Genomic DNA, 26,806 nt, shown 5'->3' on the forward strand with positions numbered 1-26,806 from the left:
CGTCAGTGAACACCGCCAAAGCCTCAGCCGCTTGGCCGTACGCCTCGTCAGTGAACACCGCCAAAGCCCCAGCCGCGAGGGCTCGGTGCGCTCGCTGCGCGCTTCGGTCGCTCACTCCGTTCGCTCCCTCAGTGCTTGCGTCGCGCGCCGTCGCCCTCGCGGCTGCCCCTTTGAGTCCCATCCCGACCGCACAGCGACCGCACCTCACGCCTCCCCAGCCTCGTTAGTCGCCTCCGCTTCGCTCCGGCGACTAACTCCCTCGCACGCGCTCCTTCGCGGCCGCCGGGGGCGGCCGCTCGGAGGCGCGCGCCGCCGCATCTGTTACAGTTCGTCGGCGTCCAGCGGGTCTTCCAGCTGTCCCATCACCGCCTCCATGGCGTCGGTCGCGGTGAGCAGCCCGACGATCTCGCCGTCCTCGACGACCATGGCGAGCTCCTGTGACTCGGCCTGGAACCGGTCGTAGGCGTCGCTGACGCTCGCGTCCGCCGCGACCGTCATCGGCGGCGCCGCGATGTCCGCGAAGGTCACGTCGCCCGCGCGGAGCTCGTCGAACCGGCTCACGATCGAGGGGGCGTACACGATCCCCTCGAAGTCGGTCGGGTCGTCGCCGACGAGCGGGAAGCGGGTGTGGGGCGTGTCGCGGATCCGGTCGAGGTTCTCCTCGACGGACGCGTCGGTCGTCAGCGAGACGACGTCGCCGGGAGGCGTCATCACGTCCGCGACCGTGACCCTGTCGACGTCGAGCGCGCTGAGGACCTCCTCCCGGCGCTCCTCGGGGAGCTCTACGTCCTCCATCATCGAGCCGAGCCGGTTCCGGAGCTCCGCGCGCGTCTCCAACACCTCGCTTTCGGCCTCGGTCCACGAGCCGGTCATCTCGACGCCGAACAGCCCCAGGGTGGCCTTCGCGACCCAGTCGCCGACCTTGATCAGCGGCGAGATGAGCCACGCGAACCAGTACAGCGGCCGGGACCCGTAGTTGGCGACCTGCTTCGAGCGCTCGACGCCGAGGTACGTCGGCGTCTGCTCGCCGTGCGTGAGGTGGACCATGTTGATGAGGAAGAAGCCGAGCAGCGAGCCGGCGCCGGCGGACGCGAGCGCCGTGTTCTCGAACAGCGGGGCGAACAGCGCCGCGAGCCCCGGCTCGGCGACGATACCGAGCGCGATTGAGGTCCCGGAGATCCACACCTGACAGGTCGTCAGGTAGAACTCCAGGTCGTCGGTCATCCCCCAGGCGCGGCGCAGTCCGGGGGTGTCCATCTCCGATTCGGGGTACTGACGCAGGCGCGTCAGGCCGAACTCGATCGCCACGAAGTACGCGTTGATCAGGATGAGGAGGACGCCCGCCGCCACGCGGAGGACGACCTCCGTCGGCGGCATGGCGGTCGCGAGCGGGATCATCGTTCCCACCGTCCCGCCGCGCGACTCAAAAGCGTTCAGGGATCGCGTCGCCGCCCCGGGGGGTCCGAGCGCGTCGCCGCCCCGCGTTCGACCGCGCGCCGCTTCGCTACGCGTAGTCCTCGTACGTCGGCAGCCCCTCGTCCGGCGGGAACTCCTCGACCGGGACGGTCGTCTCGTCGCCGCTCGCCATGTCCTTCACCGTGTACTCGCCGTTTTCGAGGTCGCGCTCGCCGACGACCACGACCGTCTCGGCGTTGATCGAGTCGGCGTAGCCGAGCTGCGCGCCGAACGAGCGGTCGGACACGTCCTGCTCGACGACCACGTCGTCGCCGAGCGCGCGGAGGTCGCTCGCGAGCGCGGCCGCCTCGCGCCGCGTGTCGCCGACCGAGAGCACGTAGTAGTCGGTCGAGAGCGCCTCGTCGGGCCAGACGCCGGCGCGCTGACAGAGGAGCTTGAGGGTGGCGTGGCCGGGCGCGACCCCGACCGCGGGGGTCGGCTGGCCGCCGAAGCTCTCGATGAGGTCGTCGTAGCGCCCGCCGCCGAAGACGGAGCGGGACACCTCGCCGGTGGAGTCGAAGCACTCGAAGACGACGCCGGTGTAGTAGTCGAGCCCGCGGGCGGTGGTCAGCGACACCTCGCAGAACTCGCCCGCGCCGAAGTCGTCGGCCGCGGCGAGCACGTTCCGCAGGTTCTCGACCGCGGCCTCGACGTCCTCGCCGCCGGCCGCGGCGACCGCGTCGAGGTCCTCCGGGGCGTCGACGCCAGCGATGAGGTCGTCGAAGTCGCGGGCGGTCGCGCGGTCGAGCCCGGCGTCCGAGAGGAGCCCGAGGTACTCGCCGTCGTCGACCTTGGCGCGCTTGTCGACCGCGCGGATCGCCGCGGCGGTGTCGACCGCGTCGGGGTCGGCGGCGAGCGCCCGGACGAGGCCGCCGAGGATGTCGCGGTGCGAGACGCGGAACTCGAAGTCGTCGCCGGTGAGCCCGAGGTCGGTCAGGGCGTCGGCGGCGACCGCCAGCACCTCGGCGTCGGCCTCGGGCGCCGACGAGCCGAACACGTCGACGTTCGTCTGGTAGAACTCGCGGAACCGGCCCTGCTGGACCTGCTCGTAGCGCCAGAACGGTCGGGTGGACACCCACTTGATCGGCTTCGAGAGCTCCTGGCCCTTCGCGACGACCATCCGGGCGACGGTCGGCGTGAGCTCCGGCGTGAGCGAGACGCCGCGGCCGCCCCTGTCCTCGAAGGCGTACAGCTCCTCGACGATCTCCTCGCCGGACTTGTCGACGTACATCTCCGTCCGCTCCAAGGCGGGGGTGGCGATCTCGCGGAAGCCGTGCCGGCTCGCCGCGTCCTCGATCGCGTCGGTCACCTCGCGGCGGGCGGACTGCTCGCCGGGGTAGAAGTCGCGGAATCCCTTCAGACCGTCGTACATGGGCGTCGGTTCGGCGAGCGCCCGCTTGAAACCATCCTTTCCGGGGCGCGACGGCCGGTCGGTTACTCGCGGCCGTCGCGGGTCGGGAGGTCGGGCTCGAACGCGGCCGCCTCGACGGCCATGTCGAGGACGGCCTCGACGTTCTCGTCCTCGGTGACGCTCATCGTCGCGTCGACGGACTCGGCCTGCACCGCCTCGAACCGGTCGTGTTTGTTCGCCACGGTGAGGAACGGGACCGCGTCGCCGAACAGCTCGCGGACCTCCTCGCGCAGCTCCAGCTGGACGTCGAGGGGATAGCCGCAGTCGCCGGAGGGGTCGAGCACGAAGACGACGACGTCCGCGAGGTGTTCGAGGGCGCTGACCGCCTGTCGCTCGATGTCGTTGCGCTCGTCTTCGGGGCGGTCGAGGAGGCCGGGCGTGTCGACGATCTGGTACCGGACGTGGTCCCGCTCGAAGTGGCCGATCTGGACGCCGCGGGTCGTGAACGGGTACTCCGCGATCTCGTTGGAGGCGCGGGTGACCCGGTTGACGAACGACGACTTCCCGACGTTGGGGTAGCCGGCGATGACGATGGCGGGCTCGTCGGGCCGGATGTCTGGGAGCACCTTCAGCTGGTCGCGCGAGTCGCCGATGTACCGCAGGTCGTCCTCGATCTGGTCCATCACGTCGGCCATGCGCGCGAACGCCTGCTTCCGGTGTTTGCGCGCGGCGTCGACGTCGGAGCTCCGGATCTTCGTCGTGTACTCGTCGCGGAGGTCCTCGATCTGGCGGCTGGCCCACATCACCTGCGAGAGCGCCTGCCGGAGGCGGTCGACGTCGACGATGGCGTCGGCGAGCTCGTAGTAGAACGGGTCGACGTCGAAGCCGAAGTCCGGCCACGAGACGACGACGTTCTCCAGGTTGTCCGAGAGCACGTTGCCCGCGGTCCGCAGCATCGACTCCTGCGCCTCGTGGCCGCGCTTCGCGCGTCCCGCGCGGGCCGCCCGCGAGAACGCCTTGTCGACGAGCTCCTCCGAGCGGGGGGTCGTCGGGAGGCCCTCGAATATCATGTTGGCGGCCCTAGCCCACCGACGCGTATAAGACCGTCCGTTCGCGGACCGGCGCGACACGGCGCCGCACGTCGGACGCGGCGGGGAATCGGGGATCGCTCGGCGACGCCGATGAACGATCGTTATCTTTGTCGTGCATATTCCGATCTATATTTATGCTTCAAGGGAATACACGCGCTCATGGCACGCTCGTTCACGCCAACGACGTACGAGGACCTCGACCCGGACCGCCGCCCGAGCCCGGCGGCGGCGCTGGTCCCGGTCCTCGCGGTCGTGGCGTTCCTCGGTATCGGCTCGGCCGTCCTCGACCTCGACCCGCACGCGCCGCTCCTCTGGAGCATCGCCTTCGTCGGCGCCTTCGGCCTCCGGCTCGGCTACGACTGGGACGACCTGTTCGACGGCATCGCCAACGGCCTCGTGATGGGGCTCCAGGCGCTGCTGATCATCTTCACCATCTACGGGCTCATCGCCACGTGGGTGAGCGCCGGCACGATCCCGGGGCTCATGTACTTCGGGCTGGAGACGCTCACGCCCGCGACGTTCCTCCCGGCCGCCGCGGTCGTCGCCGCGGTCGTCGCGTTCGCGATCGGCTCCTCGTGGACCACCGTCGGGACGCTCGGCGTCGCCTTCGTCGGCATCGGCGCGGGGCTCGGCGTCCCGGACCCGATGACGGTCGGCGCGGTCCTCTCGGGCGCGTACGCCGGCGACAAGCAGTCGCCGCTCTCGGACACGACGAACCTCGCCGCCGGGGTGGCGAACACCGACCTCTACGCGCACATCCGGCGGATGCGGACCGGCACGCTCCTCGCGTTCGGGCTCGCGGTGCTCGGCTTCCTCGCGCTCGGGCTCCGCGCCAGCGGCGCCATCCCCGCGGGCCGAATCGCCGAGATCCAGGGCGCGCTCGCCGGGACCTACGCGATCACGCTGCTCGCGTTCGTCCCGCTCGCCGTCACCTTCGGGCTGGCGCTGCGCGGGTACGCGCCCCTCCCGACGCTCGTCGCCGGCGTCTTCGCCGGCGTGCTCACGACGGTCCTCGTGCAGGGGTCCGGCTTCGTCGCCGCGTGGGACACGTTCATGTACGGGACCGCGCCCGAGTCCGGCTCCGAGCTGGTGAACGAGCTGCTCGCGACCGGCGGGCTCACCGGCTCCGCGTGGACGATCACGGTCGTCGTCGCGGCGCTCTCGCTCGGCGGCATCTTGGAGCGGACCGGCGTGCTGGCCGTGATCGCCCACGCGTTCACCTCCTCCGTGAAGAGCCCGGGCGCGCTCGTCGCCGGGACCGGGGTCTCGGCGATCGCCATCAACGCGCTCACCGCCCAGCAGTACATGAGCATCGTGCTGCCGAGCGTCACGCTCCGGAACACGTACGAGGAGTTCGGGATGGACACCGACCAGCTCTCCCGGGCCGTCGAGGCCGCCGGGACGCCGACCGGCGCGCTGTTCCCGTGGCACGCGGGCGCCGTCTACATGGCCGGGGTCACCGGCGTGCCGACGCTGGAGTACGCGCCGTACTACCTGTTCGCGTTCCTCTCGCCGCTCGTGCTGTTCGCCATGGCCGCGACGGGCTACGACCTGCACGCGACGCCGACCGACGCGGGGGTCGACCCCGCCGACGGCGACGCCGCGGCGACGGCGCCCGCGACCGACGACTGAGCGCGGTCGTCCTCGTTCTCCCCTCCGTTCCCCGTTCCGCGCCTCGCGCGGTCCGGTAGGTTTACCGCCGTCGACGCCCCGCCGATCGCACATGAGCCTGGAGGTCGCCGTCGCCGTCCCGTTCAAACACCGCGCGAAGGAGCGGCTGGGCGAGGGCGAGTTCGTCGTCGCGCTGTCGCTCGACCGCGACTGGTTCTCGCCCGACCAGGCGAAGCGGCTGGTCGACGTCGCCGTCGGCCGCGGGCTGGTGGCCGAGGAGGACGGCGACCTCGTCGCGCGGTTCGACCCCGACGACGTGGTCGTCCCCGAGGGGTTCACCCCCGACGAGTCGATCCTGCGCGAGCAGTCTACCTTCGAGACCGCCCTCGACGCCATCGTCGCGGCCGGCGTCGAGAAGCAGCGCGCCGTCGCCGCGATCAACGAGCGGCAGCGCGCGCTCGCCGTCACCATCGAGGCGGCCGCGGTCCTCGTCGCGACGGAGCACGGCGCCGCGGTCGACCACCTCGCGGCCGACGTGCGCGAGGGGCTCGCGGCCGCGGGCGGTGAGGCGGAGGACGCCGACGTCGGCGACGCGGCGAACGCCGCGGGTGACGCCTGATGGTCGAGGACCGACTGACCGACGGCGTCCGGATCGGACAGCTCCTCGCCTCCGAGATATCCGGGAACGAGGGGCGGCTGCGCGACCTCGCGCTCGCCGACGCCGACCCCGACGCCGAGCCGACGCTCGACGGCGCGCTCGCGTACCGGATCGTTCGCGGTGGCGAGGGGACGGACGCGGGCGTCGACGCGCCCGACGCTCCCCTCGTCGCCGAGGTCTACGTCCAGCCCGACCGCGCCCGGATCGAGTTCGTCGGTGACGACGGTGGGGACACCGAGGCCGATCTCCCGAAAGCCGCCGCCGACGCGGCCGACGAGGCGGGGCTCCGCGTCAGGCCGAAGGCGGTCCGACCGCCGCGGACGCTGGTCTTCGTCGAGGACGGCGCGGAGGTGAAGCGCGCGCTCCCGGCGTTCGAAGCCGTCGTCGACGCGGTTCGGAAGGGATAAGCAACGACCGCGAACCGCCGCGGCCGACGCCTCAGTCCGACCGCCCGCCGTCGCCCATCGCGACGTTGCGCGCGCCCGGCGCCGACGGGTCGTCCGGCGACTCCTCGCCGACCTCGAACTTGCGGAGCAGCGCCCGGAGCCGCTCGGCTTGGTCGGCGAGCGAGCCGGCCTCGTCGGTCGCCTGGGACATCGCGGCGAGCTGCTCGTCGGCCGCCTCGCTGACCTCGTCCGCCTCGTCAGCGGTCGACTTGCTGATCCCCGCCACCTCCTCGACCATCGACACTGTCTCCTCCGTGCTGGCGGCCTGGTCGTCGGTCGCCTTGCTGATCTCGCGGATCCCGTCGTCGGTCTCGCTCGCGTTGTCGGCCACCTCGGCGAACGCGTCGGCGGCGTCCCTGACGGCCTCGGCGCCCTCCTCCATATGTTCCTCGGCGGTCCGGACCTCCTCGACGGTCGCCTGCGTCTGCGCCTGCGTGCCGGCGATGAGCTCCTCGATCTCCTGGGCCGCCTCCTGGGTCTCCTCGGCGAGCTGTTTCACCTCGTCGGCGACGACCGCGAACCCGTCGCTCCCGCCGCCGCCCCCGCCGGCCCGGGCGGCCTCGATGTTGGCGTTCAGCGCGAGCAGGTTCGTCTGCTCGGCGATGTCGCCGATGAGGTCGACGATCTCGCCGATGTCCTCCATCCGCTCGTCGAGGACCCTGACCTTCTCCGCCGTCTCGCCGATCGAGTCGCGGGACTCCCGCACGCTGTCTATCGCTTCGCCCGCGGTGTCCTGGCCCTCGTCGGCGATCGACGCCGTCTCCTGGGCCGCGTCCGCGACGGTCTCCGTCGAGGAGGCGACCTCCTCGATCGTCGCCGAGAGGTTGTTCATCTCGCCGGAGACCTGTTCGAGCATCTCGCGCTGCTCGTCGGCGCCCTCGGCGATCTCCGCCACCGATCGGCTCACGTCCTCGCTGCGCGCCTCCGCGGTGTCGACGCCCTCGACCGTCTTCTCGCTGGCCGCGGACACCTCGCCCGCGAACGACTGGACGTCCCGCATCGTCGCCTCGATGTCGTCCATCATCTCGTTGAACGCGGCGCCGATCTGCGCCATCGCCTCGCTCTCGCTGTCGGCGTCGAGCCGGACCGTGAGGTCGCCGTCGGCCGCGCGGTCCATCGTCGCGCTGTAGTCGTCGGCCTTCGTCTCCAGGTGCTGGTTCAGCCACTCGACCTCCTCGCGGCGCTTCTCGACCTCGGCCTTCGCCTCCTCGACGTCCTGGATCTCCGCCTTCTGCTCGGCGACGAGGTCGAGCTGGCGCTGCGCCTCCTCGCGCGACTTCTCGATCGAGTACCAGTTGACGATCAGCGCGCCGACGAGCCCGAGGACGAAGAAGGCGTGGATGCCGCCCCAGACGATCGGGTTCTCGATCGCCGCCGCGTGGTTGTAGACGAGGCTCGCGTCGATCAGGCTGAACGCCCCGTGGCCGACCGCGACGTACCCGACGCCCACGGCGAACGGGAGCCAGTCCTCGTACAGCGCGAGCACCGCGACGAAGACGAAGAAGCTGAAGTGCGCCTCGATGTAGCCGCCGGACAGCTTCACCAGCGCCATCGAGACGGTCATGAGGCTGAACGCCGTGAGCACCGTCCGCTGGCGGCGGCCGAGCCGCGACACGGTCGCCAGGGCGGCGGTGCCGAGGATGACGGCGACGAAGCCGCCGAGCATCCACATCGGGGCCGCGGGGATCTGCGCGCCGGTGAACGGCTCGGTCCCGCTGTACAGCCCTAACGCGACCAGGAACGGCACCTGCGCCACGATCGAGAGGAGGATGTTCCGGTGACGGCCGCTCCACATCTCCTCCGGCATCGACGTGCCGTCCGGGATGTGCCGGACGACCTCGCGCAGCTTCTCCCCGATCCCCTCCGGTCGGCCGGCCGTCGTCTCCGACGTGAGCCCTGACTCTGCCATGGCTCCACGTGCACGGATTCCGGCAAAGAAGGTTCTCCCCCGAATATCTCGTCTGATACTGATAGAGCCGCTCTCCGGGCGAGAGGCGGCCGAACCGCGGTCGGCGGATCCGACCGCGGCGCCTCCGGAGCCCGCCCCGCCGACTCGGGCTCCCCTCGGGCGAACGGGTTTAAGACCGACCGGGCCGCAGTACGGCCGTGACGCTCGATCCGATCCACGTCGAGAACATCGCGCGGCTCGCGTACGGGATCGCGGGCGACGTGGACACGACCGACCACGACGACCTCGCGGAGCGGGCGTGGCGCGACTGGCTCCCCGAGCTCCGCCGCGACGGCCGCGTCGTGATCGAGCCCGTCGGCGACCACGAGCGCCGGCTGGCCCCGATCGACGACGCCGCCCTCGCCGAGCGCCCGTTCGAGACGGTCCACGGGCTCGACTCCGGCACGATCAACCCGACCACGTTCAAGAACGGGCTCGTCGTCGACGTGGCCCACGCCGCGATGGCGAGCGAGCCGACGGACCTGGACCTCCACCGCGACCGCACGATCGTCGCGACCGTCCACGCCGGCGACTCCACCGCCGACTTCGACGGCGACTGGACCGAGCGCGACGAGGGCCACACCCGCCAGCGCGTGCTCCACGCGCCGCGGGTGAACCGGTACGCCGAGGGGGTCGTCCACGCGCTCGCGCTCTACCTCGCCGAGGGGACCCACGCGCTCGACCACGCCGACGAGGTCGACGACCTGCTCGTCCTCGACGGCCCGATCTACCCGAAGGAGCTGTTCACGTGGGACGACCGCAACCCCGAGCTCGGCGCGCTCGCCCGCGAGGCGAAGCCCCGCGCCGTGGTGGAGAAGTACGTCCGGCTCGTCGAGCGGTTCGTCGAGCGCGACGTGCCGCTCACCGGCTTCGTGAAGAACCCCTCCGGCGGCGCGATCGTCCGGGCGCTGGCGCGGGCGGGCGTCGAGCCGCCGTGGCCCGACGACACCGCGCTGTTCACGCGGCTCCTTGAGCGCCGGGCGGACCCCGACCGACCGGCCGACGAGGGGTTCGGTCGGGGCGACGCCGGCCGTCGGGGCGACCGCCTCGACGACGCGATCACGTTCACCACGTGGTTCCACAGCCGCGGGGGCGCCGACGCGACGATGGCGGCCGACGGCGACGCGCTCGGGATCGAGCGCGAGCTCGACCCCGAGCTCTACGAGCCCACGTTCACCGTCGTGTACGACCCGCGGACCGACGTGACCTACAAGCTGGAGGCGCCGTACGCGTTCACCCGCGACCCCGACACCCGCGACCGGCTCACCAGGCAGGTCCTCGCCGAGGTGGCGACGACCCGCGGGCCCCCGGAGGCCGTCGCGAAGGCCGACGAGCTGGCCCGGATCGACGCGACGGAGAAGGCCGCGCTCCGCCGGAAGTTCGAGGAGCGCTTCGACAGCGACCAGCAGGCGACGTACGACGACCTGCGGTGGGACAAGGCGCGGTTTTAGCCCGACCTACGACACGTCCGCCAGCGCGTCCATCGCCTCGTCCACTCGCTCGACCCGCGCGTTGTGGCCCATGTGACCGATCCGCAGGACGTCGTCCGACAGCTCCCCGAGCCCCGTCGCGACGAGCACGTCGCGCTCCTCGCGCAGGCGCGCCTGCAGCTCGGCGGCCCGCCCGGGCGTGCGGAACGCGGTCACGGTCGGCGAGCTGCGCTCCGGCGCCGGGTACGGCTCCAGCCCGAGCTCCGCCCCGCGCTCGCGACACCGCGCCGCGGCCTTCCGGTGTCGCTCCCGGACCGCGTCGAGCCCCTCTTCTAACCACAGCCCGAGCGCCGCGTCGAGCGCGACGACCTCGGTCGTCAGGTGGGTGTACGGGAACCCCTCCGACGTGTCCCGCCACGGGAGGAAGTTCGTGTACAGCGAGTGCGGGTCGCGCGCCTCCATCGCGGCCCACGCGCGGTCGCTGATCGCGGCCGTGGTGAGCCCCGGCGGCGCGCTGAGACACTTCTGAGACGCCCCGAGACAGACGTCGATCCGCTCGGTCGGCACCTCCACCCCGCCGAGCGAGGAGACCGCGTCGACGACGGTGAGGACCTCATCGTCGGCCTCCGCGAGCAGGTCGAGCGCGGGACCGAGGTCGTTGAGCGTCCCGGTGGGCGTCTCGCAGTGGACCAGGGTCGCGACATCGAAGTCGGCGTCCGCGCGCGCGAGCGTCGACTCCAGCGCCGCGAGCGGGAGCGGCTCGTCGTAGTCGGCCGAGACGAGGGTCGCCTCGCCGCCGTACGACTCGACGAAGTCGGCGAACCCGTCGCCGTACAGCCCGTTCGAGAGGCAGAGGACCTCGGTCCCGGGCTCGACGAGCGAGGCGACCGCGGCCTCCAGGCCCAGGATCCCCTCGCCGCCGGGGACGACGACGTCGCGGGAGGGGGCGTCGCCCGCGCCGCTCCCGCCTGGCCCGCCGGCCTCACCGCTCCCGCCCGGCCCGACCCCGTACACCGTCGCCAGGCGGTCGGTGACCCGGTCGTATATCCGCCCGAACTCGGGGTCCACGTCGGGGTTGATCAGCTCGCGGCTCATCGCCTCGCGAACCGGTTCGGGGACCGCGGTCGGCCCCGGCGTCATGAGCATGCCCGATACTCGGGGCGGGAGGTAACAACCCTGTCGCCCGGGCGATCCGCAGACCGGAGCGCCTCCCGACACGTTAATACCGCGCTGTCGCGTTCGTCCCGCCACGATGATGCTGCCGACCCACGTGCTCGCCGGGATGCTCCTCGCCGCGCCGCTCGCGCGCGTCGCGCCGGAGCTGGCGACCGTGGGATTCGTCGCGGGCTTCCTCGGCGGGCTGTTCCCCGACCTTGACATGTACACCGGTCACCGGAAGGCGCTCCACTACCCCGTCTACTACTCGGCGGCCGCCGTCGCCGCCCTCGTCGTCGCCCTGGCGGCCCCCTCGGCGGTCACCGTGGCCGCGGCCCTGTTCCTGCTCGGGGCGGCGCTCCACAGCGTCTCGGACGTGTACGGCGGCGGGCTGGAGCTGCGGCCGTGGGAGGGGAACTCCGACCGCGCGGTGTACGACCACCACCGGAAGCGGTGGGTCGCGCCGCGCGCCGGCGTGAGGTACGACGGCGCCCCCGAGGACCTCGCGCTCGCCGTCGGGCTGTCGCTCCCGCTCCTCGTCTTAGTCGACGGCCCCCTCCGGCTGGTGGTGTTCGGAACGCTGCTCGTCGCGGCCGTCTACGCCGCCTTCCGCCGGCACCTCGCGGAGCTCGCCGCGCTCGTCATCCCCCTCGTGCCGGCGGCGCTGACGCCGTACCTGCCGGACCGGTACGCCGACGAGGAGCCCCGCGAGTAGCGGTCGTCGCCGACCCGTCGCCGGCCCGTCGCCGGCCCGTCGCCGACTCCGGCGAGCCCGACGGGCGCCAGTGACAGTCGTCCGCACGGTATTGTGTGATTCGCCCAAAGCTATTATCTGCGTCGGGAGCGTAGGGGCGACCATGAGTTCGACCGAACCCGTTCCCGCGGAACCGATCCAGCTGTCCGACCCCGACGACTTCGACGACATCGTCGCCGAGCACGACGTGGTGCTCGTCGACTTCCACGCCGACTGGTGCGGCCCGTGTCAGATGATGGAGCCCGCCGTGGAGGCGGTCGCCGCGAACACCGACGCCGCCGTCGTGAAGGTCGACGTCGACGTCCACCAGTCGCTCGCGGCCGAGTACGGGGTCCAGAGCATCCCGACGCTGCTGGTGTTCGCCGGCGGCGAGCTCGTCGACCGCACGGTCGGCGCGCAGAGCGAGGACGACCTGACGGCCGCGGTCGCGGAGCACGCCGCCTGAATGCCCGACCGCGACGGCGACGCGGCGACGCCGCCGGACGCGGCGACCGCCGGAGACGGCACGGCCGGCCGAGAGCCGATGACGGCCCGCAAGCTGCGCGCGGACGTGCCGGCGCTGGGCGAGGCGGCGTACTTCAACTTCGGCGCGCACGGCCCGAGCCCGGAGTACGTCGTCGAGGCCGCCTCCGAGTTCATCGCCGACCACGAGTACGGCTCGGCGACGACCGACCCGTACGGTCACGCGTTCGAGACGTACGAGTCCGTCCGCGACCGGATCGCCGCGTTCGTGGGCGCCGACGCCGACGAGGTCGCCCTCACGGAGAGCACGACCGACGGCATCACGCGGATCGCCGGCGCGATCGACTGGGAGCCGGGCGACGTCGTCGTCCGGACCGACCTGGAGCACCCGGCCGGAATCTTACCGTGGAAGCGGCTCGAACGCGAGGGCGTCGAGGTCCGCGTGCTCGAAACCGAGGGGGGCCGGATCGACCCCGACGAGTACGCCGAGGCGGTCGCCGACGCGCGGCTCGTCTGTTTCAGCGCGATCACGTGGACGCACGGGACGCGGCTCCCCGTCGCCGACCTCGTGGAGACCGCGAACGACGCGGGCGCGTTCACGCTCGTCGACGCCGTCCAGTCGCCCGGCCAGGTCCCGCTCGACGTGTCGGCGTGGGGCGCGGACGCCGTCGCCGCCGCGGGCCACAAGTGGACGCTCGGCCCCTGGGGCGCCGGCTTCCTCTACGTCGACCGCGACGCCGCCGCCGAGCTGGCCCCCCGCGCCGTCGGCTACCGCGGCGTCGAGGACCCCGACGCCGACGAGATCGAGTACAAGCCGGGCGCGCCGCGGCTGGAGGTCGGGACGGCGACCGCGGCCGCCCACGTCGGCCTCGCCGAGGCGCTCGACGCGATCGACGCGGTGGGCGTCGACGCGATCGAGTCCCGGATCGAGGCGCTCACCGACCGGTTCAAGGAAGGGATCCCGGAGGACCGGCTCCTGAGCCCACGCGAGTTCGAGAGCGGGCTCGTCACGGTCGACGTCGACGACCCCGAGGCGACCGTCGAGCGCCTCGCCGATCGGGACATCGTCGTCCGCTCGCTGCCGTATCCGGACGCGGTGCGCGCCTCGATCCACGCCGTCTCGACCGAGGCCGAGGTCGACCGGCTCGTCGACGCGCTCGCCGAGGAGTGGTGAGCGCGGGGGCGCCGTTCGGACCGCCCCGCGGTCGCCGCTCGGACCCCCCGCGGTCGGCCGGCTCCCCGCCCCGCCGCGACCCTCGCCGACCGGACGGGTTTTGCCGCTCCCCGCCCGAGACCGCACATGGGGTTCCACACGTTCGACGTCGACCGGGCGGCGGAGCTGGAGCGTCCCGACCGCTACCGCTGGGTGTCGGCCGAGGAGCTGATCGGCCCGCTCGCGGCCGCGGGCGCCGACGTCGTCGCCGACCTCGGCAGCGGCACGGGCTTTTATACCGACGACCTGGCTCCGCACGTCGAGACCGTGTACGGCGTCGACCTGCAGCCGGAGATGCACGACCGATACCGCGAGAAGGGCGTCCCGGGGAACGTCGAGCTCGTCGCGAGCGACGTGGCCGACCTCCCGTTCGCGGACGGCGAGCTCGACGGCGCCGTCTCGACGATGACGTACCACGAGTTCGCGAGCGACGCGGCGGTCGCGGAGCTCGCGCGCGTCGTCCGGTCCGGCGGCCCGCTCGTCACCTTCGACTGGACCGCCGACGGCGACGGGGCGGACGGGCCCCCGACGGACGAGCGGTTCGCCGCCGGCGACGCGGTCGCGGCGCTGGAGGCGGCCGGCTTCGAGGTCGACTCCGCGTCGACGCGCACGGAGACGTTCGCGGTCGTCGCCCGCGCGCCGTAGGGCGGGTCCGTCCCGCGAGCCGCGTCCCCTCCCCCGCCGCATCTCTCCCGTCTCCCCCTTCTCGCGAGATCGACCGTTTCGCGGTCGCTCTCGAACGTCCGTGAAGAAATACCGTTAGGTGCGTCCGGCCCGTAGGAGGGGGTATGTCCGTTCGCTCTCGATCGGTCGCCGTCGCCGCGTTCGCCCTGTTCGCGACGCTCGTCGCGCGGCCGGTCGCGGCCCACGTGGACTACGTCACCGAAGACTCGGGCGATCCGCTCGACGCGGTCGCGTTCACCGCCGAGGTGCTCTCCGACCCGTTCAACGCGGCGCTGTTCGCGGGGTCCGGCCTCCTCGCGGTGGCCGGGATCGCCGCCTACCTGTGGGTGCGCCCGACGATCGTCGACGTCGTGGTCCTCCGCGAGAAGCTCGCCGGCTACGGCGACCTCGTCCCGTGGATGCTGCGGCTCGCCGTCGGGCTCCCCCTCGTCGGCGCCGGCTTCCAGGGGTACCTGTTCGCGCCGACGCTCTCGTTCGACCCCGGGGCGAGCCCGCTCCTCCGGGTGCTGTTCATCGGGCTCGGCTTCTGTCTCCTCTTCGGGCTCGCGACGCGGATCGTCTCGGTCGCGGGGCTGGCGACGTACGCGTGGGTGTTCCTCGCCGTCGACTCCCTCGTCGTCCTCGCGGTGGAGTACGTCCCGATACTCGTCGCGCTGGCGGTCCTCGGCGGCGGGCGCCCGAGCGCCGACGACATGCTGTTGGAGGTGGCGAGCACGCCGGGGTCGTACTACGGCCGGATCGACCCCGTCCACCACCTGAAGGCGTTCCTCGACGAGTCGACCGCGCCCCTGCGGCGGTACGTCCCGACGGTGCTACGGGTCGGCATGGGCGTCTCGTTCGTCTACCTCGGGCTGATCCAGAAGCTCGCGGACCCGGGCAGCGCGTTACGGGTCGTCGAGAAGTACGACCTCACGTCGGTCGTCCCCGTCGACCCCGGGCTGTGGGTCGTCGGCGCCGGCGTGACCGAGATGGCGGTGGGGCTGGCGCTGATCTTCGGCTTCTTCACCCGCGGCGCGGCCGCGCTCTCGTTCGCGCTGTTCACGACGACGCTGTTCGGGCTCCCGGACGACCCGGTCCTCGCCCACGTGGCGCTGTTCGGGATGGCCTCCGCCGTCTTCACGCTCGGCTCCGGGCCGCTCGCGTTCGACCGGTGGGTGGGGCGGCCCGCGCTCGGCGACGACGAGTCGGTCATCCCCGCGGACTGAGGGGCGCGGGCGGGGGCGCCGCCCGTCCGTCGGCGGGCGCGCCCGGCCGCACCGGCCGGTTTTATGTCTCGCTCGTCCGCGTGGTGAGGTATGCACGTGGACCTCGGCAACGCGTTGGAGACGACGCCCGGACTCACCCGCGAGACGCTGGAGCGGCTCGACGAGCGCGTGGCGAACGCGCACGGTCGGATCACCGCCGGGATGGCCGGCGACGAGTTCGGCTACGCCGCGCTGACGCTCCCGGAGACGGCCGATCCGGACGCGATCCGCGCGACGACCGATCGCTTCGACCGCCCCGAGGCGGTCCTGACCGTCGGGATCGGTGGGAGCGCGCTCGGCGCGGCGACGATCGCGAACGCCCTCGATAGCGACGTGGACGCCCACTTCCTCGACAACGTCGACCCGGACGAGACCCGGGCGCTGCTCGACCGCCTCCCGCTCGCCGACACCGTCGTCAACGTCGTCTCGAAGTCCGGGACGACCGCGGAGACGCTCGCGAACTTCCTCGTCGTGCGCGAGGCGATGACGGCGGCCGGGGTCGACTGGACCGAGCGCACGCTCGTGACGACCGGCGAGGCGGGGAACCTCCGGGCGCTCGCGGACGCCCACGACCTCCCCGCGCTCGACGTGCCGGACGGGGTGCCGGGGCGCTTCTCCGCGCTCTCGACCGTCGGGCTCGCGGTGCCGGCGCTGCAGGGCCACGACGTCGAGGCCGTGCTGGCGGGCGGGCGCGACGCGATGGAGAGCCTGTCCGGGTCGCTGTTCGAGACGCCGGCGTACGCCTACGGCGCGGCGACGTACGCGCTCGCGGAGCGCGGCGCGCTCACGAACGCCGTGATGCCGTACGCGGAGTCGCTGGAGACGTTCGCAGAGTGGTTCGCGCAGCTGTGGGCCGAGAGCCTCGGCAAGGACGGGCTCGGTCAGACCCCGGCGCGGGCGCTCGGCGCGACCGATCAGCACTCCCAGCTCCAGTTATACCGCGCCGGCCCGCCGGACAAGCTGGTCTCCCTGATCCGGCCGACCGAGCGCGCCGAGGCGCCGATCCCGGAGACCGACCTCGACGGCCTGGCGTACCTCGGCGGCTCGTCGCTCGGCGAACTGTTGGACGCCGAGTTCGAGGCGACCGAGGCGAGCCTCGCGGCCGCGGACGTGCCGAACCTGCGCGTCGAGATCGACCGCGTCGACGAGCGGAACCTCGGTCGACTGCTCTACGAGATGGAGGCCGCCTGCGTGCTGTACGGCGAGCTCGCGGGCGTCTCGACGTTCACGCAGCCCGCGGTCGAGTGGGGGAAGAAGGCGGCGCGGGGGCTGCTCGGCGGCGGCGACTTCCCCGAGGCCGACGCCGTGGCCGACAAGCGCGAGCTGCGCGTCGACGGTTCCTGAGGTCGGCTCGGTCGGCCGCAGGCCCGTTCCCCTTCCGGTGCCGATAAACGCCCGCACGCCGTACGGCCGCCAATGAGCGAGTCGCTGTCCGAGCCGGCGAACCGGATCCTCCGCGTCGCGAGCGCGGCGTTCGCGGTCTTCCTCGCGGTCTTCGTCGCCGGCGCGGTGACGACGCCCGTCTCCGAGTTCGCGGTCTCGCTCGGGCTCGTCGGAGCGGAGACGACCGGGCTTCAGGTGCTCCGGACCCTGCTGCAGTTCGCCGGGTTCCTCGTCGCGGTCGCGGGGTACCTCGCGATCACCGACCAGTGGGAGCTCGTCGGCGTCTCCCGGCCGACGCCCCGGGACGCCGGGCTCGTCGTCGTCGGCGGGGCGGTCCTGTTCGCGTTCCAGTACGGCGCGCTGTTCGTGCTGGGCGAGATCGGGCTCACGACCGGGCAGAACCAGGCGGTCGTGCCCGACGGCGACCCGGTGACGTACTACCTCGTCATGGTCGCGGTCTCGCTGCTCGTCGTCGGCCCGGTCGAGGAGGCGCTGTTCCGCGGGGTCGTGCAGGGCGGGCTCCGACGCGCGTTCGGCGCGGTCCCGTCGATCCTGCTCGCGAGCCTCGCGTTCGGGCTGATCCACCTGCCCTCCGTTTCCGGAACGCCCGGCCAGCAGTGGGCCTACGTCGCCGTCGTCGTCGTGCTCGGCGCGGTGCTCGGCTACCTCTACGAGCGCACGGGGAACGTTATCGTTCCCGGGCTCGCGCACGGCGTCTACAACGCCGTCATCTACGTGGTGCTGCTCGTGCAGTCGCTGTGAGACGTGCGTGACGCCGATGATAATACGTCTGCTGTTTCGGTCGCTCGGCGGTACGTAGTTGATCTCGGACCGTCGGTGAACACCGCCAAAGCCCCCGCCTCGCCGGCTGCCCCTTTGAGTCCCACCCGACCGCAACCGCACAGCGCCTCACGCCTCCCCAGCCTCGCGGTTCGCTCGGGGTTCCCTCCGGTCGCCCCTCACTCACCGCATCCCTCGCGCGTGCTGGCTCGCGGCCTGTCGGCCGCTCGCAGGCACGCGCCACCGCGATCCGTTCGTAACCGTCGTCTTCGTGACTGGCCTCTCACTCCGCGGTTCCGCCTCCGGAACGCCCTTGCCGTCGCCCCGATCAGGTGGGGGTGAACATGAACCATCGCGAGCTCGGCGACGTCGGCGCGGTCAGCGAGGTCGGCTACGGCTCCTGGCAGATCGGGAGCGACTGGGGCGACGTGAGCGAGTCGGAGGCGGTCGCGGCCGTCGAGGCCGCCCGCGACGCCGGGATCGACTTCTTCGACACCGCCGACGTCTACGGCGACGGGCGCTCGGAGCAGATCCTCGGGGCGGTCCTCGAAGGCGACATCGCGCGCGGCGACGTGACGGTCGCCACGAAGGCCGGCCGCCGCCTCGACCCCCACGTCGCCGACGGCTACACCGAGGCGAACCTCCGGCGGTTCGTGGACCGCTCGCGCGAGAACCTCGGCGTGGAGACGCTGGACCTGGTCCAGCTCCACTGCCCGCCGACGGACGTCTACTACCGACCGGAGACGTTCGACGCGCTGGCGACGCTCGCCGACGAGGGCCGGATCGCGGAGTACGGCGTCAGCGTCGAGCGCGTCGAGGAGGGGCTCAAGGCGGTCGAGTACCCCGGCGTCGAGTCGGTCCAGATCATCTTCAACCCCTTCCGCCAGCGCCCGGCCGAGCTGTTCCTCGACCGGGCCGCCGACCGCGACGTCGGCGTGATCTGCCGGGTGCCGCTCGCCTCGGGCCTGCTGACCGGCGCGCTCTCGCGGGACGCGGAGTTCCCGGAGGACGACCACCGCAACTACAACCGCGACGGCGACGCCTTCGACGTGGGCGAGACGTTCGCGGGGATCCCCTACGAGACCGGCCTTGACGCGGCCGACGCGCTCGCGGAGCGCGCCGACGCGGTCGGCGCCGACCCGACCGACGCGGCCGGCGACGGCCTCTCGCTCGCGCAGTTCTCGCTCCGGTGGATCCTCGACCACGACGCCGTCTCGACCGTCATCCCGGGGTCGACGACCCCCGAACACGTCCGCGCGAACGCGGCCGTCAGCGACCGCTCAGGGCTCGGCGACGACGCGCACGAGACGGTCCGCGAGGTGTACGACGAGCACGTCCGCGAGCACGTCCACCACCGCTGGTGAGGGCTGGTCGGCGGCGAGCGGCCGCCGTCGACGAACGGCCGCCGCCGAGGAGCGATCGGACGGCTACCCTTTATTATTCGACCGGCTCGTACGGTGTGCCATGGAAACGATCGAGCGCGGGTCGGCCGGCTCGGCTCGCGTCGCGATCGTCGGCGGGATCCACGGCGACGAGCCGGCCGGCGAGCGGATCGTCAGGCGCCTCGCCGACGAACTCGACGAGACGGGCGCGGGGAGCGGCGGCGTCAGGCTGATCGTCGCCAACGAGCCGGCGCTGGCGGCGGGGACCCGGTACACCGACGCGGACCTGAACCGGGTCTTCCCGGGGGACCCCGACAGCGACGAGTACGAGCGGGCGCTCGCGCCGCGGCTCGCGGCCGAGCTGGAGGGGATGGACGCGGTGCTCGCGCTCCACACCTCCCACAGCGCGCCGCCGCCGTTCGCGATCTACAGCGACCCGACCGAGTCCGTGCGCCGGAGCGTGACCGGCATGCCCGTGGAGTACGTGGTCGACTCCGGCGAGCTGCGGTCGACGACGCTCGACTCGGTCGTCCCGCACACGGTCTCGATCGAGGTCGGCAGACAGGGGAGCGAGGAGGCGGTCGCGTTCGGCTACGAGGCGTGCCTGGCGTTCCTCCGGGCGCACGGCGCGCTCGACGACGAGCCGCCGACGTTCACCGAGACGACCGTCGTCGCGGGCGATGAGGAGGTGCCGAAGGGGGGCGGCGAGCCGCGCGTCCACTTCGCGAACTTCGAGGCGATCCCGCCGGGGTCGGTGTTCGCCGAGGACGACGTGTACACCCACCGCGTCGAGGAGGAGGGGATCGTCCCGATCCTCGCGAGCGAGCAGGGTTACGAGGAGATATTCGGGATCTACGGCCGCGTGCGGGGCGTCATGGAGCCGCCGGCGTCGGCGACGGACGGAGCGACTGCGACGGAGGGGTCAGGGGAGGAACCGACGGAGAGGTCGGCGGAAGAGACGGCGAAGAAGTCCACGGAAGAGACGGCGGAGAGCTCTGCGGAGGAGTCGGCCGAGTAGCCCGGCCTCACTTCGCGGTCGGCGTGACGTCGCCGACGGCGTCCATCACCTGCATCGCGGCGCTGGCGGCCAGCCCGCGGGCGACCTCGTCGGTGTCGGCGTCGGCGATGCCGGCCTCCAGCTCGTCGGGGTCGGGCGTGAAGCCGGCCGAGACGGGGTGGCCGGCCGGGGGGTTGACCGCGACGGTCGCCTGGGGCCCGTTCGAGCCGACCGAGAGCTCGGAGCCGACGGCGTAGCTGTCCGGGAGGTACGACTCGGTTCGCGAAACGATTCCGGCGACCGCGCGCCGGAGGCGCCGTTCTTGATCGGGGGAGAGGTCGACGGCCGCGGGCTCGCCCGCGTTCGTCACGCCCGGTGCCCCGGCGTACGGGTTGTTGCCGTTCATCGAAGACACGTCTCGTACGCGGAGCCGGTTCAAAAAGGCGTCGGCGGGGGCGATCCGCTCGGCGGGGCGGCCGAGCCCGCTCCGGTCACAGGATCGGCTCCGACTCGCCGTACGCCGCGATCACGACCGCGGTGGTGTACCGCCCCGGCGCCGAGGCCGCCGTCTCCACGCGTACCTCCCGGTCCGGGAGCGCCCAGTCGCGCAGCTCTCCGCCAGCGTCGAGCCCGGCCTCGATGCGCTCGCGGACGTCGTCCGGGTCCTCGCCGGTCACCTCGTAGAAGAGACCGGGGCCGGGGCCGGTCGCCCAGCCGAGCCCGGCGGCGACGCCGGGACGCCGGCGCGGGGCGCGCTTCGAGCCCGCGTCCTCCGCGCCGGCGCGGCCCCCCTCGCGGAAGTCCACCTCGTCGTCCGGGCCGACGGTGCGGCGCGCCTCGACCGCGGTGAGGCGGTTGCCCGCGGGACCGAGGTCCGGGGCCTCCGCGACCGCCTCGACGGTCGCCTCAGCCGGGACCACGGAGGAGACCGCCACGAGGTTGTAGTTGTGGAGGTTCGCGTCCGCGAGCGCGGCGTCGTAGGAGGCCATCGCCGTGTCGGCGACGCCGACGCCGCCGGCGACGTGGATGGTGTTCATCGAGGTGAGGTCGGCGGTCCGCGTGCTAAGGGGTTACGGAGCGGCTGTACTCGGGCGGCCGGCCGACGCGGATTATTTCAACAACTGCGGTGGCGCGCGCCTGCGAGCGGCCGCCGAGGGCGGCCGCGAGGAGCGCCGCGCGAGGGAGCCCGTGGCCGCCATCGGCGGCCACGGCGAGGCTGGGGAGGCGTGAGGTTGCGGTTGCTGTGCGGTGGGACTCAAAGGGGTAGCCGCGAGGGCGAAGCACGCCACAGCAAGCACCGCAGCGAGCGGTAGCGAGCGAGGAGCGCAGCAAGGCGCGCGAGCCGTCGCGGCTGGGGCTTTGGGGGTGTTCTCTGTCACAGCGACTTCAACAGAGTATGGCCGAGCGGCTGGCGCTTTGGAGGTGTTCACCGGTGACCCATCAGCAACCATTTATAAACAAGCGGTTGGGGGTGTCGCGATCTTCCCCGCCGATCGACCGCCAGAAACGACGTAAAACCCGAAACCGACCGTTGACCAGTACGTCTAATACTGGTAGTTGATGACCTGTTCTTCCTTCTCCGCGTCCTGCAGCTTCTCGCGGGCCGCCTCGAAGTCGGCCTGCGTGACCTCGGTCCGGCCGTCGCGGATCGCGAACATCCCGGCCTCGGTCGCCAGCGAGGCGATGTCGGCGCCGCTGTACCCCTCCAGGTCCGCGGCGACCTCGGAGACGTCCGTCCCCTCGGCGACGTTCATGTCCTGCGTGTGGATCTCCAGGATGCGGGCGCGGCCCTCGGCGTCGGGCTCGGGCACCTCGATGAGGCGGTCGAAGCGGCCGGGACGCAGGATCGCCTCGTCGAGCATGTCGAAGCGGTTCGTCGCGGCCATGATCCGCACCTCGCCGCGGTCGTCGAAGCCGTCCATCTCGGAGAGCAGCTGCATCATCGTGCGCTGGACCTCGGCGTCGCCCGACGTCTTCGAGTCCGTGCGCTTGGCGGCGACGGCGTCGATCTCGTCGATGAAGATGACGGCGGGCTCGCGCTCGGCGGCCAGCTCGAAGAGGTCGCGGACGAGCCGCGCGCCCTCGCCGATGAACTTCCGGACGAGCTCGGATCCGGCCATCTTGATGAAGGTCGCGTCGGACTCGTTGGCGACCGCCTTCGCGAGCATCGTCTTGCCGGTGCCCGGCGGGCCGTGGAGGAGGACGCCGCTCGGGGGTTCGACGCCCACCGTCTCGAACTGCTCGGGGTTCTCTAAGGGGTCCTCGACGGCCTCGCGGACCTCCCGGATCTGGTCGTCGATGCCGCCGATGTCGGCGTACTCCACGTCCGGGGACTCGGTGACCTCCATCGCCTGCGCCCGGGAGTCGGTCTCGTCGTCGAGCACCTGCTGGACCGCGAACGAGTCGTTGATCGCGACGCGGTCGCCGGGGCGGAGGTTCTCGTCGAGCCGGGTGGACGCCTGCGTCAGCACCTCCTGGTTGTTGCCGTGCTGCTTGATGACGACGCCGTCGTCCGTGATTTCCTCGACCGACGCGATGTACAGCGACGAGGTCTTCAGCACCTCGTTCTCGCGTTTCAGCTCGTCGACGTCGGTCTTCAGCTCGCCGCGGCGGCCCTGCGCGTCGTCGAGCCGCTGCTCCAGTTCCTCGTTCACCTGGAGGATCCGCCGGTAGTGCTGGCGGATCGCTTCGAGCCGCTCCGTCTCGCTCATCTCCGGATCGAGTTCCAGACGGGGGCGGTCGGGCAGTGAGGGGCTGTGAGACATTCGTTACTCCACGATACGAAGCGCGCGTAAATGTGCCTTTGGGTCACGGCCGTTCGCCGGTTCGACCGCGGAACTGAAACCCCGCCCCGGCCGCGAGCGGAGCGTCCCTCCGCGCCCGCGGCCGGACCGGAGCGGCTATCAGCGCTGAGAACCGCGGGTCAACGTTTTAACAGGCCGCGTTCGTAGCCCGTGACATGAGCGCACGAACAGCGGTCGATCGCGTCGGTCCAACGTTCCCGGCGGGCGATTCGCGGGCCGAGGTCGCCCGACCATGAGCGACGAGACGCCGGCGACGGTGCTCGCGGTCGACGACGAGCCCGACCTCGCCGAGTTGTACCGGGTATACCTCGACTCGGCGTACGACGTCCGGATCGCGACTGGGGGGGAGGCCGCGCTGGAGCGGATGGACGAGTCGGTCGACGTCGTCCTCCTCGACCGGCGGATGCCGGACCTGTCCGGCCACGAGGTGCTCTCGGCGATGCGCGAGGCCGGCTACGACGCCCGCGTCGCGATGCTGACCGCGGTCGAGCCCGACGTCGACATCGTCGACATGCCGTTCGACGACTACAAGACGAAGCCGGTGACGAAGGAGGACCTCCTCACGCTCGTGGAGGTGCTCCTGCACCGCGCGGAGTTCGACGCGCACAGCCAGGAGTTCTTCGCGCTGGCGTCGAAGAAGGCCGCCCTGGAGGCCGCCGGCACGACGGGCACCGAGGAGTACGAGGAGCTCATCGAGCGCATGGAGTCGGTCCGCGACCGCGTCGACGACACGCTCGACAACCTCTCCGCGCGGGACGCCTTCGTCGAGGTCCCTGGCGGCGTCCCGTAGGTCGACCCCGTTTCGCTCCGATCGCTCGGTCGTCGACGCCCCGCCGCGATTACTCGATCGTTAACTCCCCGCCGGAGCCGCCGCTCTCGCCGCCCTCGTCCCACTCCAGCTCGAACTCGACGCTCAGCTCGCCGGGACCGTCGGCGGGGCCCTCGCGCTCCACCTTCACCTCGAAGGTCGGCCGGGTCGGGATCTCCATCGTCACCGACTCCTCGCCGCGCGCGAACGTGACGTCGCTCCCGGACTCCAGCGATTCGACGACCGTTCGGAGGTACGCGGCGATCTCCTCGCGGCTCCGACGGCTCTCCGACTCGAAGAGGACTTCTTCAGGCATGGCGTGACGTACGTCACACCGCCGTATAAAGCCGCACGCCGAAGCGAGACGACCCGCGAGTCCAGATCGGCGGCCGATCCCTCCGAACCCGTCCTCGAAGACGAACGTCCCAGTCGCACCTTTTTGCCGGGCGAGCGGAGCGAGGCCGGCGAAAATCTGCAGCAAAAAAACCGCGTCTCCGAGGACGGTCGTCGACTCCGCTTGCGGCCGATCCCTCAGAACCCGTCCTCAAAGACGAACGTCCCGTCGCGCTGGACGACCTCGCCGTCGACCTCGATGACGGAGTCCTCGCTCATGTCGACGATCATGTCGACGTGCTCGGCCGACTCGTTGATCTCGTTCCCCTCGCCGACCGTCTCCGGATACGCGGAGCCGACCGCCATGTGGACCGTGTCGCCCATCTTCTCGTCGAACAACATGTTGTATGTGAACCGGTCGATCTGGCGGTTCATCCCGATGCCGAGCTCGCCGAGCCGGCGGGAGCCCTCGTCGGTGTCGAGGATTCCCGTCAGCAGCTCCTCGTTGCGCTCGGCGGAGTGCGAGACGACCTTTCCATCTTTGAACCGGAGCCGGATCCCGTCGATCTCCCGGCCGTAGCGGTACAGCGGGAGGTCGAAGTGGACCTCGCCGTCAACCCCGTCGCGGACGGGCGCCGTGAACACCTCGCCGCCCGGGAGGTTCGCCTCGCCGTCGTCGTTGAGCGTCTGGTTCCCCGACACGTCGAGCGTGACGTCCGTCCCCTCGCCCGAGCGGATCCGGACCTCGTCGGCGTCGTCCAGGATCGCGACCATCTCCGCCTGGAACGCGCGCTGCTCGTCCCAGTCGAGCGAGACGGCGTCCCAGACGAAGTCCTCGTACGCCTCGGTGCTCATCCCGGCGAGCTGCGCGTGGCTCGCTGTCGGGTACTGCGTGAGACACCACGTCTTCGAGAGGCGCGTCCGCTTGACGTCCTCCATCGCGCGGTTGTAGGCGGCGTTCGTCTCGGGGTCGACGTCGGCGTCCTCGGTCGCGTTCGCCCCGCCGCGCGCGATGACGAACACGTCGGCCTCCCGATACAGCGCGAGCCGGTGCTCCGGCTCGGTGAACTCGTCCGAGTTGCGCTTGAACGCGCGCTGGGCGCGCTTCGAGTAGTTGAGGTACACCGGGTTGGCGCCGCGGTCCCCGCAGATCTCGTGGAGGGCGACCGCGAGGTCCTCGGCCTCGGCGGGCAGCTGGATGACGACGTCGTCGCCGGACTCGATGCCGGTCGAGTGGTCGGCGATGATCTCGGCGTGCTCGCGGATGCGTGCGTCCATACGGTCCCTTCTCGCGCCGGGGGATTACCGTTACCGCTTCCGCGTCAGGAATCCGTCGCGATCGCGGCCGCCGGGACCGGTCGCGGTCGTCGGGATCGGTCGTGGCCTCGATCGTCGGAATCGGCCGTCCGAACCGGTCACTCTAGGTAGCCGAGGGCGCGGAGCTGCGCCTCGTCGTACCGCTCGGCGTCTCGCGCCTCGCCCGCGGGACCGCCGCGCGCGGCGAGGACGGCCGACAGGGACTCGGGGTCCGGTCGGGGCGCCGCGTCCGGGGGGCGGCGCTCGCGAACCCGCTCCGCCGCCGGGTCGTCGCTCGGGGCGACCGTCCGCAGCGCGTCGATCCCGTCGGCGGTCCGCCGCCCGAACAGCTTCTCGCCGTCGTCCCGGCGGACCCCGTGGACGAGGTCCGTCGCGCCGAGGGTCCTGGCGACCGTGAAGGCGTGCTCGCGGGCGAACGACGGGGGCGAGGGCGCGGTCGCCGGCCCGGGACCGTCGGCCGCCGCCGCCGTCGCCGCCGTCGCCGGGACCGCCAGCATCCGCGGGAGGTCGATCAGCGAGACCTGGTCCGCGACGACCGACGCCGGCCAGTCCGGGCGGGCGACCACCAGCGGGACGCGGACGAGCGACTCCCAGGAGGCCGCGGGGACGTGACCGATCAGCCCGCGGTCGGGCTCGAAGTTCTCGCCGTGGTCGGCCGTCAGCGCGAGCACGTCCCGGTCGGGGTCGTAGTGACCCCGGTCGCGGAGCCGCGCGACGAACCGCTCGACCGCCGCCCCGAGCGCGTCGCAACTCCGGTCGTACAGCGCCCGGATCGGACCGAGGTCGGCCGGGTCGACGGCGTCGACGCCGCGGACGGCGAGGCTCCGACTCCGCGCCGAGGTCCGGTAGTCGCCGGGCTCGGGGGGCGCGTCGGTCGGCGGCCAGTACGGGGTGTGGGTGTCCATGTAGTGGATCCAGCAGAAGACCGGGCCGTCCGCGGCGGCGAGCCGCTCCTCGGCGCGGTCGTGCAGCGTCGTCGCCGACCGGTAGTAGGGTCCGAGGAGGCCGAGTCGCCGCGCGAGCGGCCACACCGCGTCGAAGTAGCCGCGCTCGACGACCCGCGTCAGCGACCGCGGGAGCGCCTCGTCGAACCGCGCCGTCAGTCCGCCCTCGGTCGCTTCGTCCTCCCCTCCTGTTTCATCGAGCGCCGGCCGGATCAGGGGGTTGTCCGTCAGCAGCACCGTCTCGTAGCCCGCCTCGCGGAACCGCGCGAGGAGCGACGGGGCGTCGTCGCCGGCGTCGCCCGAGCCGCCGGCCGCCTCGCCCTCGGAGTCGGTGCCGTCGACGAATCGCCCGGTCGCGAGTGCCGGAACGGAACTGGCCGTGAACGGGGCGGGCGCGACGGCGGTAGCGAACCGCGTCCCGTCCAGTTCGTCCGCGAGGCGCTCGGCCGCGCCGGCGAAGGCGTCGGCGCGCAGCGAGTCCGCGGACAGCAGGAAGACGTTCGGCGCGCGCTCCATGGCGAAGCCGAGGGGGCGAGCGTGTTAAGCGCGTCGGGGG

General features: G+C 72.2%; 26 protein-coding genes. 15 read left to right on the forward strand and 11 right to left on the reverse strand.

The window, feature by feature from the left end:
* Nucleotides 1-321: 321 nt before the first annotated feature.
* The 3 genes from NO900_RS02105 to NO900_RS02115 form a co-directional block, all read right to left on the reverse strand.
* Nucleotides 322-1,398: a CNNM domain-containing protein gene (locus tag NO900_RS02105; RefSeq protein WP_256407557.1), complete on the reverse strand. Its 1,077-nt coding sequence runs from the start codon at nt 1,396-1,398 to the stop codon at nt 322-324.
* Nucleotides 1,399-1,504: 106 nt separating this feature from the next.
* Nucleotides 1,505-2,827: a histidine--tRNA ligase gene (gene hisS, locus NO900_RS02110; RefSeq protein WP_256407558.1), complete on the reverse strand. Its 1,323-nt coding sequence runs from the start codon at nt 2,825-2,827 to the stop codon at nt 1,505-1,507.
* 62 nt (nt 2,828-2,889) lie between these two features.
* Nucleotides 2,890-3,876 (reverse strand): NOG1 family protein, encoded by a 987-nt coding sequence (locus NO900_RS02115; protein WP_256407559.1) that lies wholly within the window; start codon nt 3,874-3,876, stop codon nt 2,890-2,892.
* A 180-nt stretch (nt 3,877-4,056) separates the two neighbouring features.
* On the opposite strand from NO900_RS02115, the gene arcD reads away from it, so the two are divergent.
* From arcD to NO900_RS02130, 3 genes are all read left to right on the forward strand, one after another.
* Complete coding sequence (gene arcD / locus NO900_RS02120; protein WP_256407560.1) at nt 4,057-5,529, forward strand: arginine/ornithine antiporter ArcD; 1,473 nt, start codon at nt 4,057-4,059, stop codon at nt 5,527-5,529.
* Nucleotides 5,530-5,620: 91 nt separating this feature from the next.
* Nucleotides 5,621-6,127 carry a DUF2240 family protein gene (locus NO900_RS02125; RefSeq protein ID WP_256407561.1) on the forward strand — a complete coding sequence of 169 codons (507 nt, stop codon included), beginning with the start codon at nt 5,621-5,623 and terminating at the stop codon, nt 6,125-6,127.
* Entirely contained in the window at nt 6,127-6,573 is a 447-nt protein-coding gene (locus NO900_RS02130; RefSeq protein WP_256407562.1) for a DUF7993 family protein, read from the forward strand. The genes NO900_RS02125 and NO900_RS02130 overlap by 1 nt, the downstream gene beginning before the upstream one ends.
* 31 nt (nt 6,574-6,604) lie before the next feature.
* Here NO900_RS02130 and NO900_RS02135 read toward each other — a convergent pair whose 3' ends face one another.
* Nucleotides 6,605-8,419 carry a methyl-accepting chemotaxis protein gene (locus NO900_RS02135; RefSeq protein ID WP_379791525.1) on the reverse strand — a complete coding sequence of 605 codons (1,815 nt, stop codon included), beginning with the start codon at nt 8,417-8,419 and terminating at the stop codon, nt 6,605-6,607.
* Nucleotides 8,420-8,718: 299 nt separating this feature from the next.
* On the opposite strand from NO900_RS02135, the gene NO900_RS02140 reads away from it, so the two are divergent.
* Nucleotides 8,719-10,011: a DNA double-strand break repair nuclease NurA gene (locus NO900_RS02140; protein ID WP_256407564.1), complete on the forward strand. Its 1,293-nt coding sequence runs from the start codon at nt 8,719-8,721 to the stop codon at nt 10,009-10,011.
* A 6-nt stretch (nt 10,012-10,017) separates the two neighbouring features.
* On the opposite strand, the gene NO900_RS02145 is transcribed toward NO900_RS02140, so the two are convergent.
* Complete coding sequence (locus tag NO900_RS02145) at nt 10,018-11,136, reverse strand: pyridoxal-phosphate-dependent aminotransferase family protein (RefSeq protein ID WP_256407565.1); 1,119 nt, start codon at nt 11,134-11,136, stop codon at nt 10,018-10,020.
* Nucleotides 11,137-11,242: 106 nt separating this feature from the next.
* On the opposite strand from NO900_RS02145, the gene NO900_RS02150 reads away from it, so the two are divergent.
* The 9 genes from NO900_RS02150 to NO900_RS02190 all read left to right on the forward strand — a co-directional run bounded on the left by NO900_RS02150 (nt 11,243) and on the right by NO900_RS02190 (nt 20,065).
* Nucleotides 11,243-11,860, forward strand: coding sequence for a metal-dependent hydrolase (locus tag NO900_RS02150; protein WP_256407566.1), 618 nt, complete (start codon nt 11,243-11,245; stop codon nt 11,858-11,860).
* 142 nt (nt 11,861-12,002) lie between these two features.
* Nucleotides 12,003-12,344, forward strand: a complete 342-nt coding sequence (gene trxA / locus NO900_RS02155) for a thioredoxin (RefSeq protein ID WP_256407567.1) — start codon at nt 12,003-12,005, stop codon at nt 12,342-12,344.
* Nucleotides 12,345-12,422: 78 nt separating this feature from the next.
* Nucleotides 12,423-13,535 (forward strand): aminotransferase class V-fold PLP-dependent enzyme, encoded by a 1,113-nt coding sequence (locus NO900_RS02160; protein ID WP_256407812.1) that lies wholly within the window; start codon nt 12,423-12,425, stop codon nt 13,533-13,535.
* A gap of 126 nt (nt 13,536-13,661) precedes the next feature.
* Nucleotides 13,662-14,219, forward strand: a complete 558-nt coding sequence (locus NO900_RS02165) for a class I SAM-dependent methyltransferase (RefSeq protein WP_256407568.1) — start codon at nt 13,662-13,664, stop codon at nt 14,217-14,219.
* Between the two features lie 143 nt (nt 14,220-14,362).
* Complete coding sequence (locus tag NO900_RS02170) at nt 14,363-15,463, forward strand: DoxX family protein (protein WP_256407569.1); 1,101 nt, start codon at nt 14,363-14,365, stop codon at nt 15,461-15,463.
* A 90-nt stretch (nt 15,464-15,553) separates the two neighbouring features.
* Nucleotides 15,554-16,846: a glucose-6-phosphate isomerase gene (locus NO900_RS02175; protein WP_256407570.1), complete on the forward strand. Its 1,293-nt coding sequence runs from the start codon at nt 15,554-15,556 to the stop codon at nt 16,844-16,846.
* A 72-nt stretch (nt 16,847-16,918) separates the two neighbouring features.
* The gene (locus NO900_RS02180; RefSeq protein ID WP_256407571.1) at nt 16,919-17,647 is read left to right on the forward strand and encodes a CPBP family intramembrane glutamic endopeptidase; all 729 of its coding nucleotides are present in this window, start codon (nt 16,919-16,921) and stop codon (nt 17,645-17,647) included.
* Nucleotides 17,648-18,009: 362 nt separating this feature from the next.
* Entirely contained in the window at nt 18,010-19,029 is a 1,020-nt protein-coding gene (locus NO900_RS02185; RefSeq protein WP_256407572.1) for an aldo/keto reductase, read from the forward strand.
* 100 nt (nt 19,030-19,129) lie between these two features.
* A complete protein-coding gene (locus NO900_RS02190; protein ID WP_256407573.1) occupies nt 19,130-20,065 on the forward strand; it encodes a M14 family metallopeptidase in 936 nt (311 codons plus the stop codon).
* A gap of 7 nt (nt 20,066-20,072) precedes the next feature.
* On the opposite strand, the gene NO900_RS02195 is transcribed toward NO900_RS02190, so the two are convergent.
* Together NO900_RS02195 and NO900_RS02200 are read right to left on the reverse strand one after the other, a co-directional pair.
* Nucleotides 20,073-20,450, reverse strand: a complete 378-nt coding sequence (locus NO900_RS02195) for a DUF5811 family protein (RefSeq protein ID WP_092563984.1) — start codon at nt 20,448-20,450, stop codon at nt 20,073-20,075.
* Between the two features lie 85 nt (nt 20,451-20,535).
* Nucleotides 20,536-21,081, reverse strand: a complete 546-nt coding sequence (locus NO900_RS02200) for a pyruvoyl-dependent arginine decarboxylase (protein ID WP_256407574.1) — start codon at nt 21,079-21,081, stop codon at nt 20,536-20,538.
* Here NO900_RS02200 and NO900_RS02205 point away from each other — a divergent pair.
* Entirely contained in the window at nt 21,071-21,274 is a 204-nt protein-coding gene (locus tag NO900_RS02205; protein WP_256407575.1) for a hypothetical protein, read from the forward strand. The genes NO900_RS02200 and NO900_RS02205 overlap by 11 nt on opposite strands.
* Before the next feature lie 314 nt (nt 21,275-21,588).
* Here the strand turns inward: NO900_RS02205 and pan2 are convergent, their stop codons facing one another.
* Nucleotides 21,589-22,809, reverse strand: a complete 1,221-nt coding sequence (gene pan2, locus NO900_RS02210) for a proteasome-activating nucleotidase Pan2 (RefSeq protein WP_256407576.1) — start codon at nt 22,807-22,809, stop codon at nt 21,589-21,591.
* Between the two features lie 271 nt (nt 22,810-23,080).
* On the opposite strand from pan2, the gene NO900_RS02215 reads away from it, so the two are divergent.
* Nucleotides 23,081-23,638 (forward strand): response regulator, encoded by a 558-nt coding sequence (locus NO900_RS02215; RefSeq protein ID WP_256407577.1) that lies wholly within the window; start codon nt 23,081-23,083, stop codon nt 23,636-23,638.
* 49 nt (nt 23,639-23,687) lie between these two features.
* Here the strand turns inward: NO900_RS02215 and NO900_RS02220 are convergent, their stop codons facing one another.
* From NO900_RS02220 to NO900_RS02230, 3 genes are all read right to left on the reverse strand, one after another.
* Nucleotides 23,688-23,972, reverse strand: coding sequence for an amphi-Trp domain-containing protein (locus NO900_RS02220; protein WP_256407578.1), 285 nt, complete (start codon nt 23,970-23,972; stop codon nt 23,688-23,690).
* Nucleotides 23,973-24,187: 215 nt separating this feature from the next.
* A complete protein-coding gene (locus NO900_RS02225; protein ID WP_256407579.1) occupies nt 24,188-25,267 on the reverse strand; it encodes an aminopeptidase in 1,080 nt (359 codons plus the stop codon).
* A 137-nt stretch (nt 25,268-25,404) separates the two neighbouring features.
* Nucleotides 25,405-26,766 (reverse strand): sulfatase-like hydrolase/transferase, encoded by a 1,362-nt coding sequence (locus tag NO900_RS02230; RefSeq protein ID WP_256407580.1) that lies wholly within the window; start codon nt 26,764-26,766, stop codon nt 25,405-25,407.
* Between the last annotated feature and the right edge of the window lie 40 nt (nt 26,767-26,806).

It is taken from the genome of Halorubrum rutilum (assembly GCF_024494565.1).

Excerpts from the sequence above, each read along its gene's own strand:
- NO900_RS02105 (WP_256407557.1), bottom strand. The coding sequence starts at position 1,398 with ATGATCCCGCTCGCGACCGCCATGCCGCCGACGGAGGTCGTCCTCCGC.
- hisS (WP_256407558.1), bottom strand. The coding sequence starts at position 2,827 with ATGTACGACGGTCTGAAGGGATTCCGCGACTTCTACCCCGGCGAGCAG.
- NO900_RS02115 (WP_256407559.1), bottom strand. The coding sequence starts at position 3,876 with ATGATATTCGAGGGCCTCCCGACGACCCCCCGCTCGGAGGAGCTCGTC.
- arcD (WP_256407560.1), top strand. The coding sequence starts at position 4,057 with ATGGCACGCTCGTTCACGCCAACGACGTACGAGGACCTCGACCCGGAC.
- NO900_RS02125 (WP_256407561.1), top strand. The coding sequence starts at position 5,621 with ATGAGCCTGGAGGTCGCCGTCGCCGTCCCGTTCAAACACCGCGCGAAG.
- NO900_RS02130 (WP_256407562.1), top strand. The coding sequence starts at position 6,127 with ATGGTCGAGGACCGACTGACCGACGGCGTCCGGATCGGACAGCTCCTC.
- NO900_RS02135 (WP_379791525.1), bottom strand. The coding sequence starts at position 8,419 with ATGCCGGAGGAGATGTGGAGCGGCCGTCACCGGAACATCCTCCTCTCG.
- NO900_RS02145 (WP_256407565.1), bottom strand. The coding sequence starts at position 11,136 with ATGCTCATGACGCCGGGGCCGACCGCGGTCCCCGAACCGGTTCGCGAG.
- NO900_RS02150 (WP_256407566.1), top strand. The coding sequence starts at position 11,243 with ATGATGCTGCCGACCCACGTGCTCGCCGGGATGCTCCTCGCCGCGCCG.
- trxA (WP_256407567.1), top strand. The coding sequence starts at position 12,003 with ATGAGTTCGACCGAACCCGTTCCCGCGGAACCGATCCAGCTGTCCGAC.
- NO900_RS02160 (WP_256407812.1), top strand. The coding sequence starts at position 12,423 with ATGACGGCCCGCAAGCTGCGCGCGGACGTGCCGGCGCTGGGCGAGGCG.
- NO900_RS02165 (WP_256407568.1), top strand. The coding sequence starts at position 13,662 with ATGGGGTTCCACACGTTCGACGTCGACCGGGCGGCGGAGCTGGAGCGT.
- NO900_RS02170 (WP_256407569.1), top strand. The coding sequence starts at position 14,363 with ATGTCCGTTCGCTCTCGATCGGTCGCCGTCGCCGCGTTCGCCCTGTTC.
- NO900_RS02175 (WP_256407570.1), top strand. The coding sequence starts at position 15,554 with ATGCACGTGGACCTCGGCAACGCGTTGGAGACGACGCCCGGACTCACC.
- NO900_RS02180 (WP_256407571.1), top strand. The coding sequence starts at position 16,919 with ATGAGCGAGTCGCTGTCCGAGCCGGCGAACCGGATCCTCCGCGTCGCG.
- NO900_RS02185 (WP_256407572.1), top strand. The coding sequence starts at position 18,010 with ATGAACCATCGCGAGCTCGGCGACGTCGGCGCGGTCAGCGAGGTCGGC.
- NO900_RS02190 (WP_256407573.1), top strand. The coding sequence starts at position 19,130 with ATGGAAACGATCGAGCGCGGGTCGGCCGGCTCGGCTCGCGTCGCGATC.
- NO900_RS02195 (WP_092563984.1), bottom strand. The coding sequence starts at position 20,450 with ATGAACGGCAACAACCCGTACGCCGGGGCACCGGGCGTGACGAACGCG.
- NO900_RS02205 (WP_256407575.1), top strand. The coding sequence starts at position 21,071 with ATGGTGTTCATCGAGGTGAGGTCGGCGGTCCGCGTGCTAAGGGGTTAC.
- NO900_RS02200 (WP_256407574.1), bottom strand. The coding sequence starts at position 21,081 with ATGAACACCATCCACGTCGCCGGCGGCGTCGGCGTCGCCGACACGGCG.
- pan2 (WP_256407576.1), bottom strand. The coding sequence starts at position 22,809 with ATGTCTCACAGCCCCTCACTGCCCGACCGCCCCCGTCTGGAACTCGAT.
- NO900_RS02215 (WP_256407577.1), top strand. The coding sequence starts at position 23,081 with ATGAGCGACGAGACGCCGGCGACGGTGCTCGCGGTCGACGACGAGCCC.
- NO900_RS02220 (WP_256407578.1), bottom strand. The coding sequence starts at position 23,972 with ATGCCTGAAGAAGTCCTCTTCGAGTCGGAGAGCCGTCGGAGCCGCGAG.
- NO900_RS02225 (WP_256407579.1), bottom strand. The coding sequence starts at position 25,267 with ATGGACGCACGCATCCGCGAGCACGCCGAGATCATCGCCGACCACTCG.
- NO900_RS02230 (WP_256407580.1), bottom strand. The coding sequence starts at position 26,766 with ATGGAGCGCGCGCCGAACGTCTTCCTGCTGTCCGCGGACTCGCTGCGC.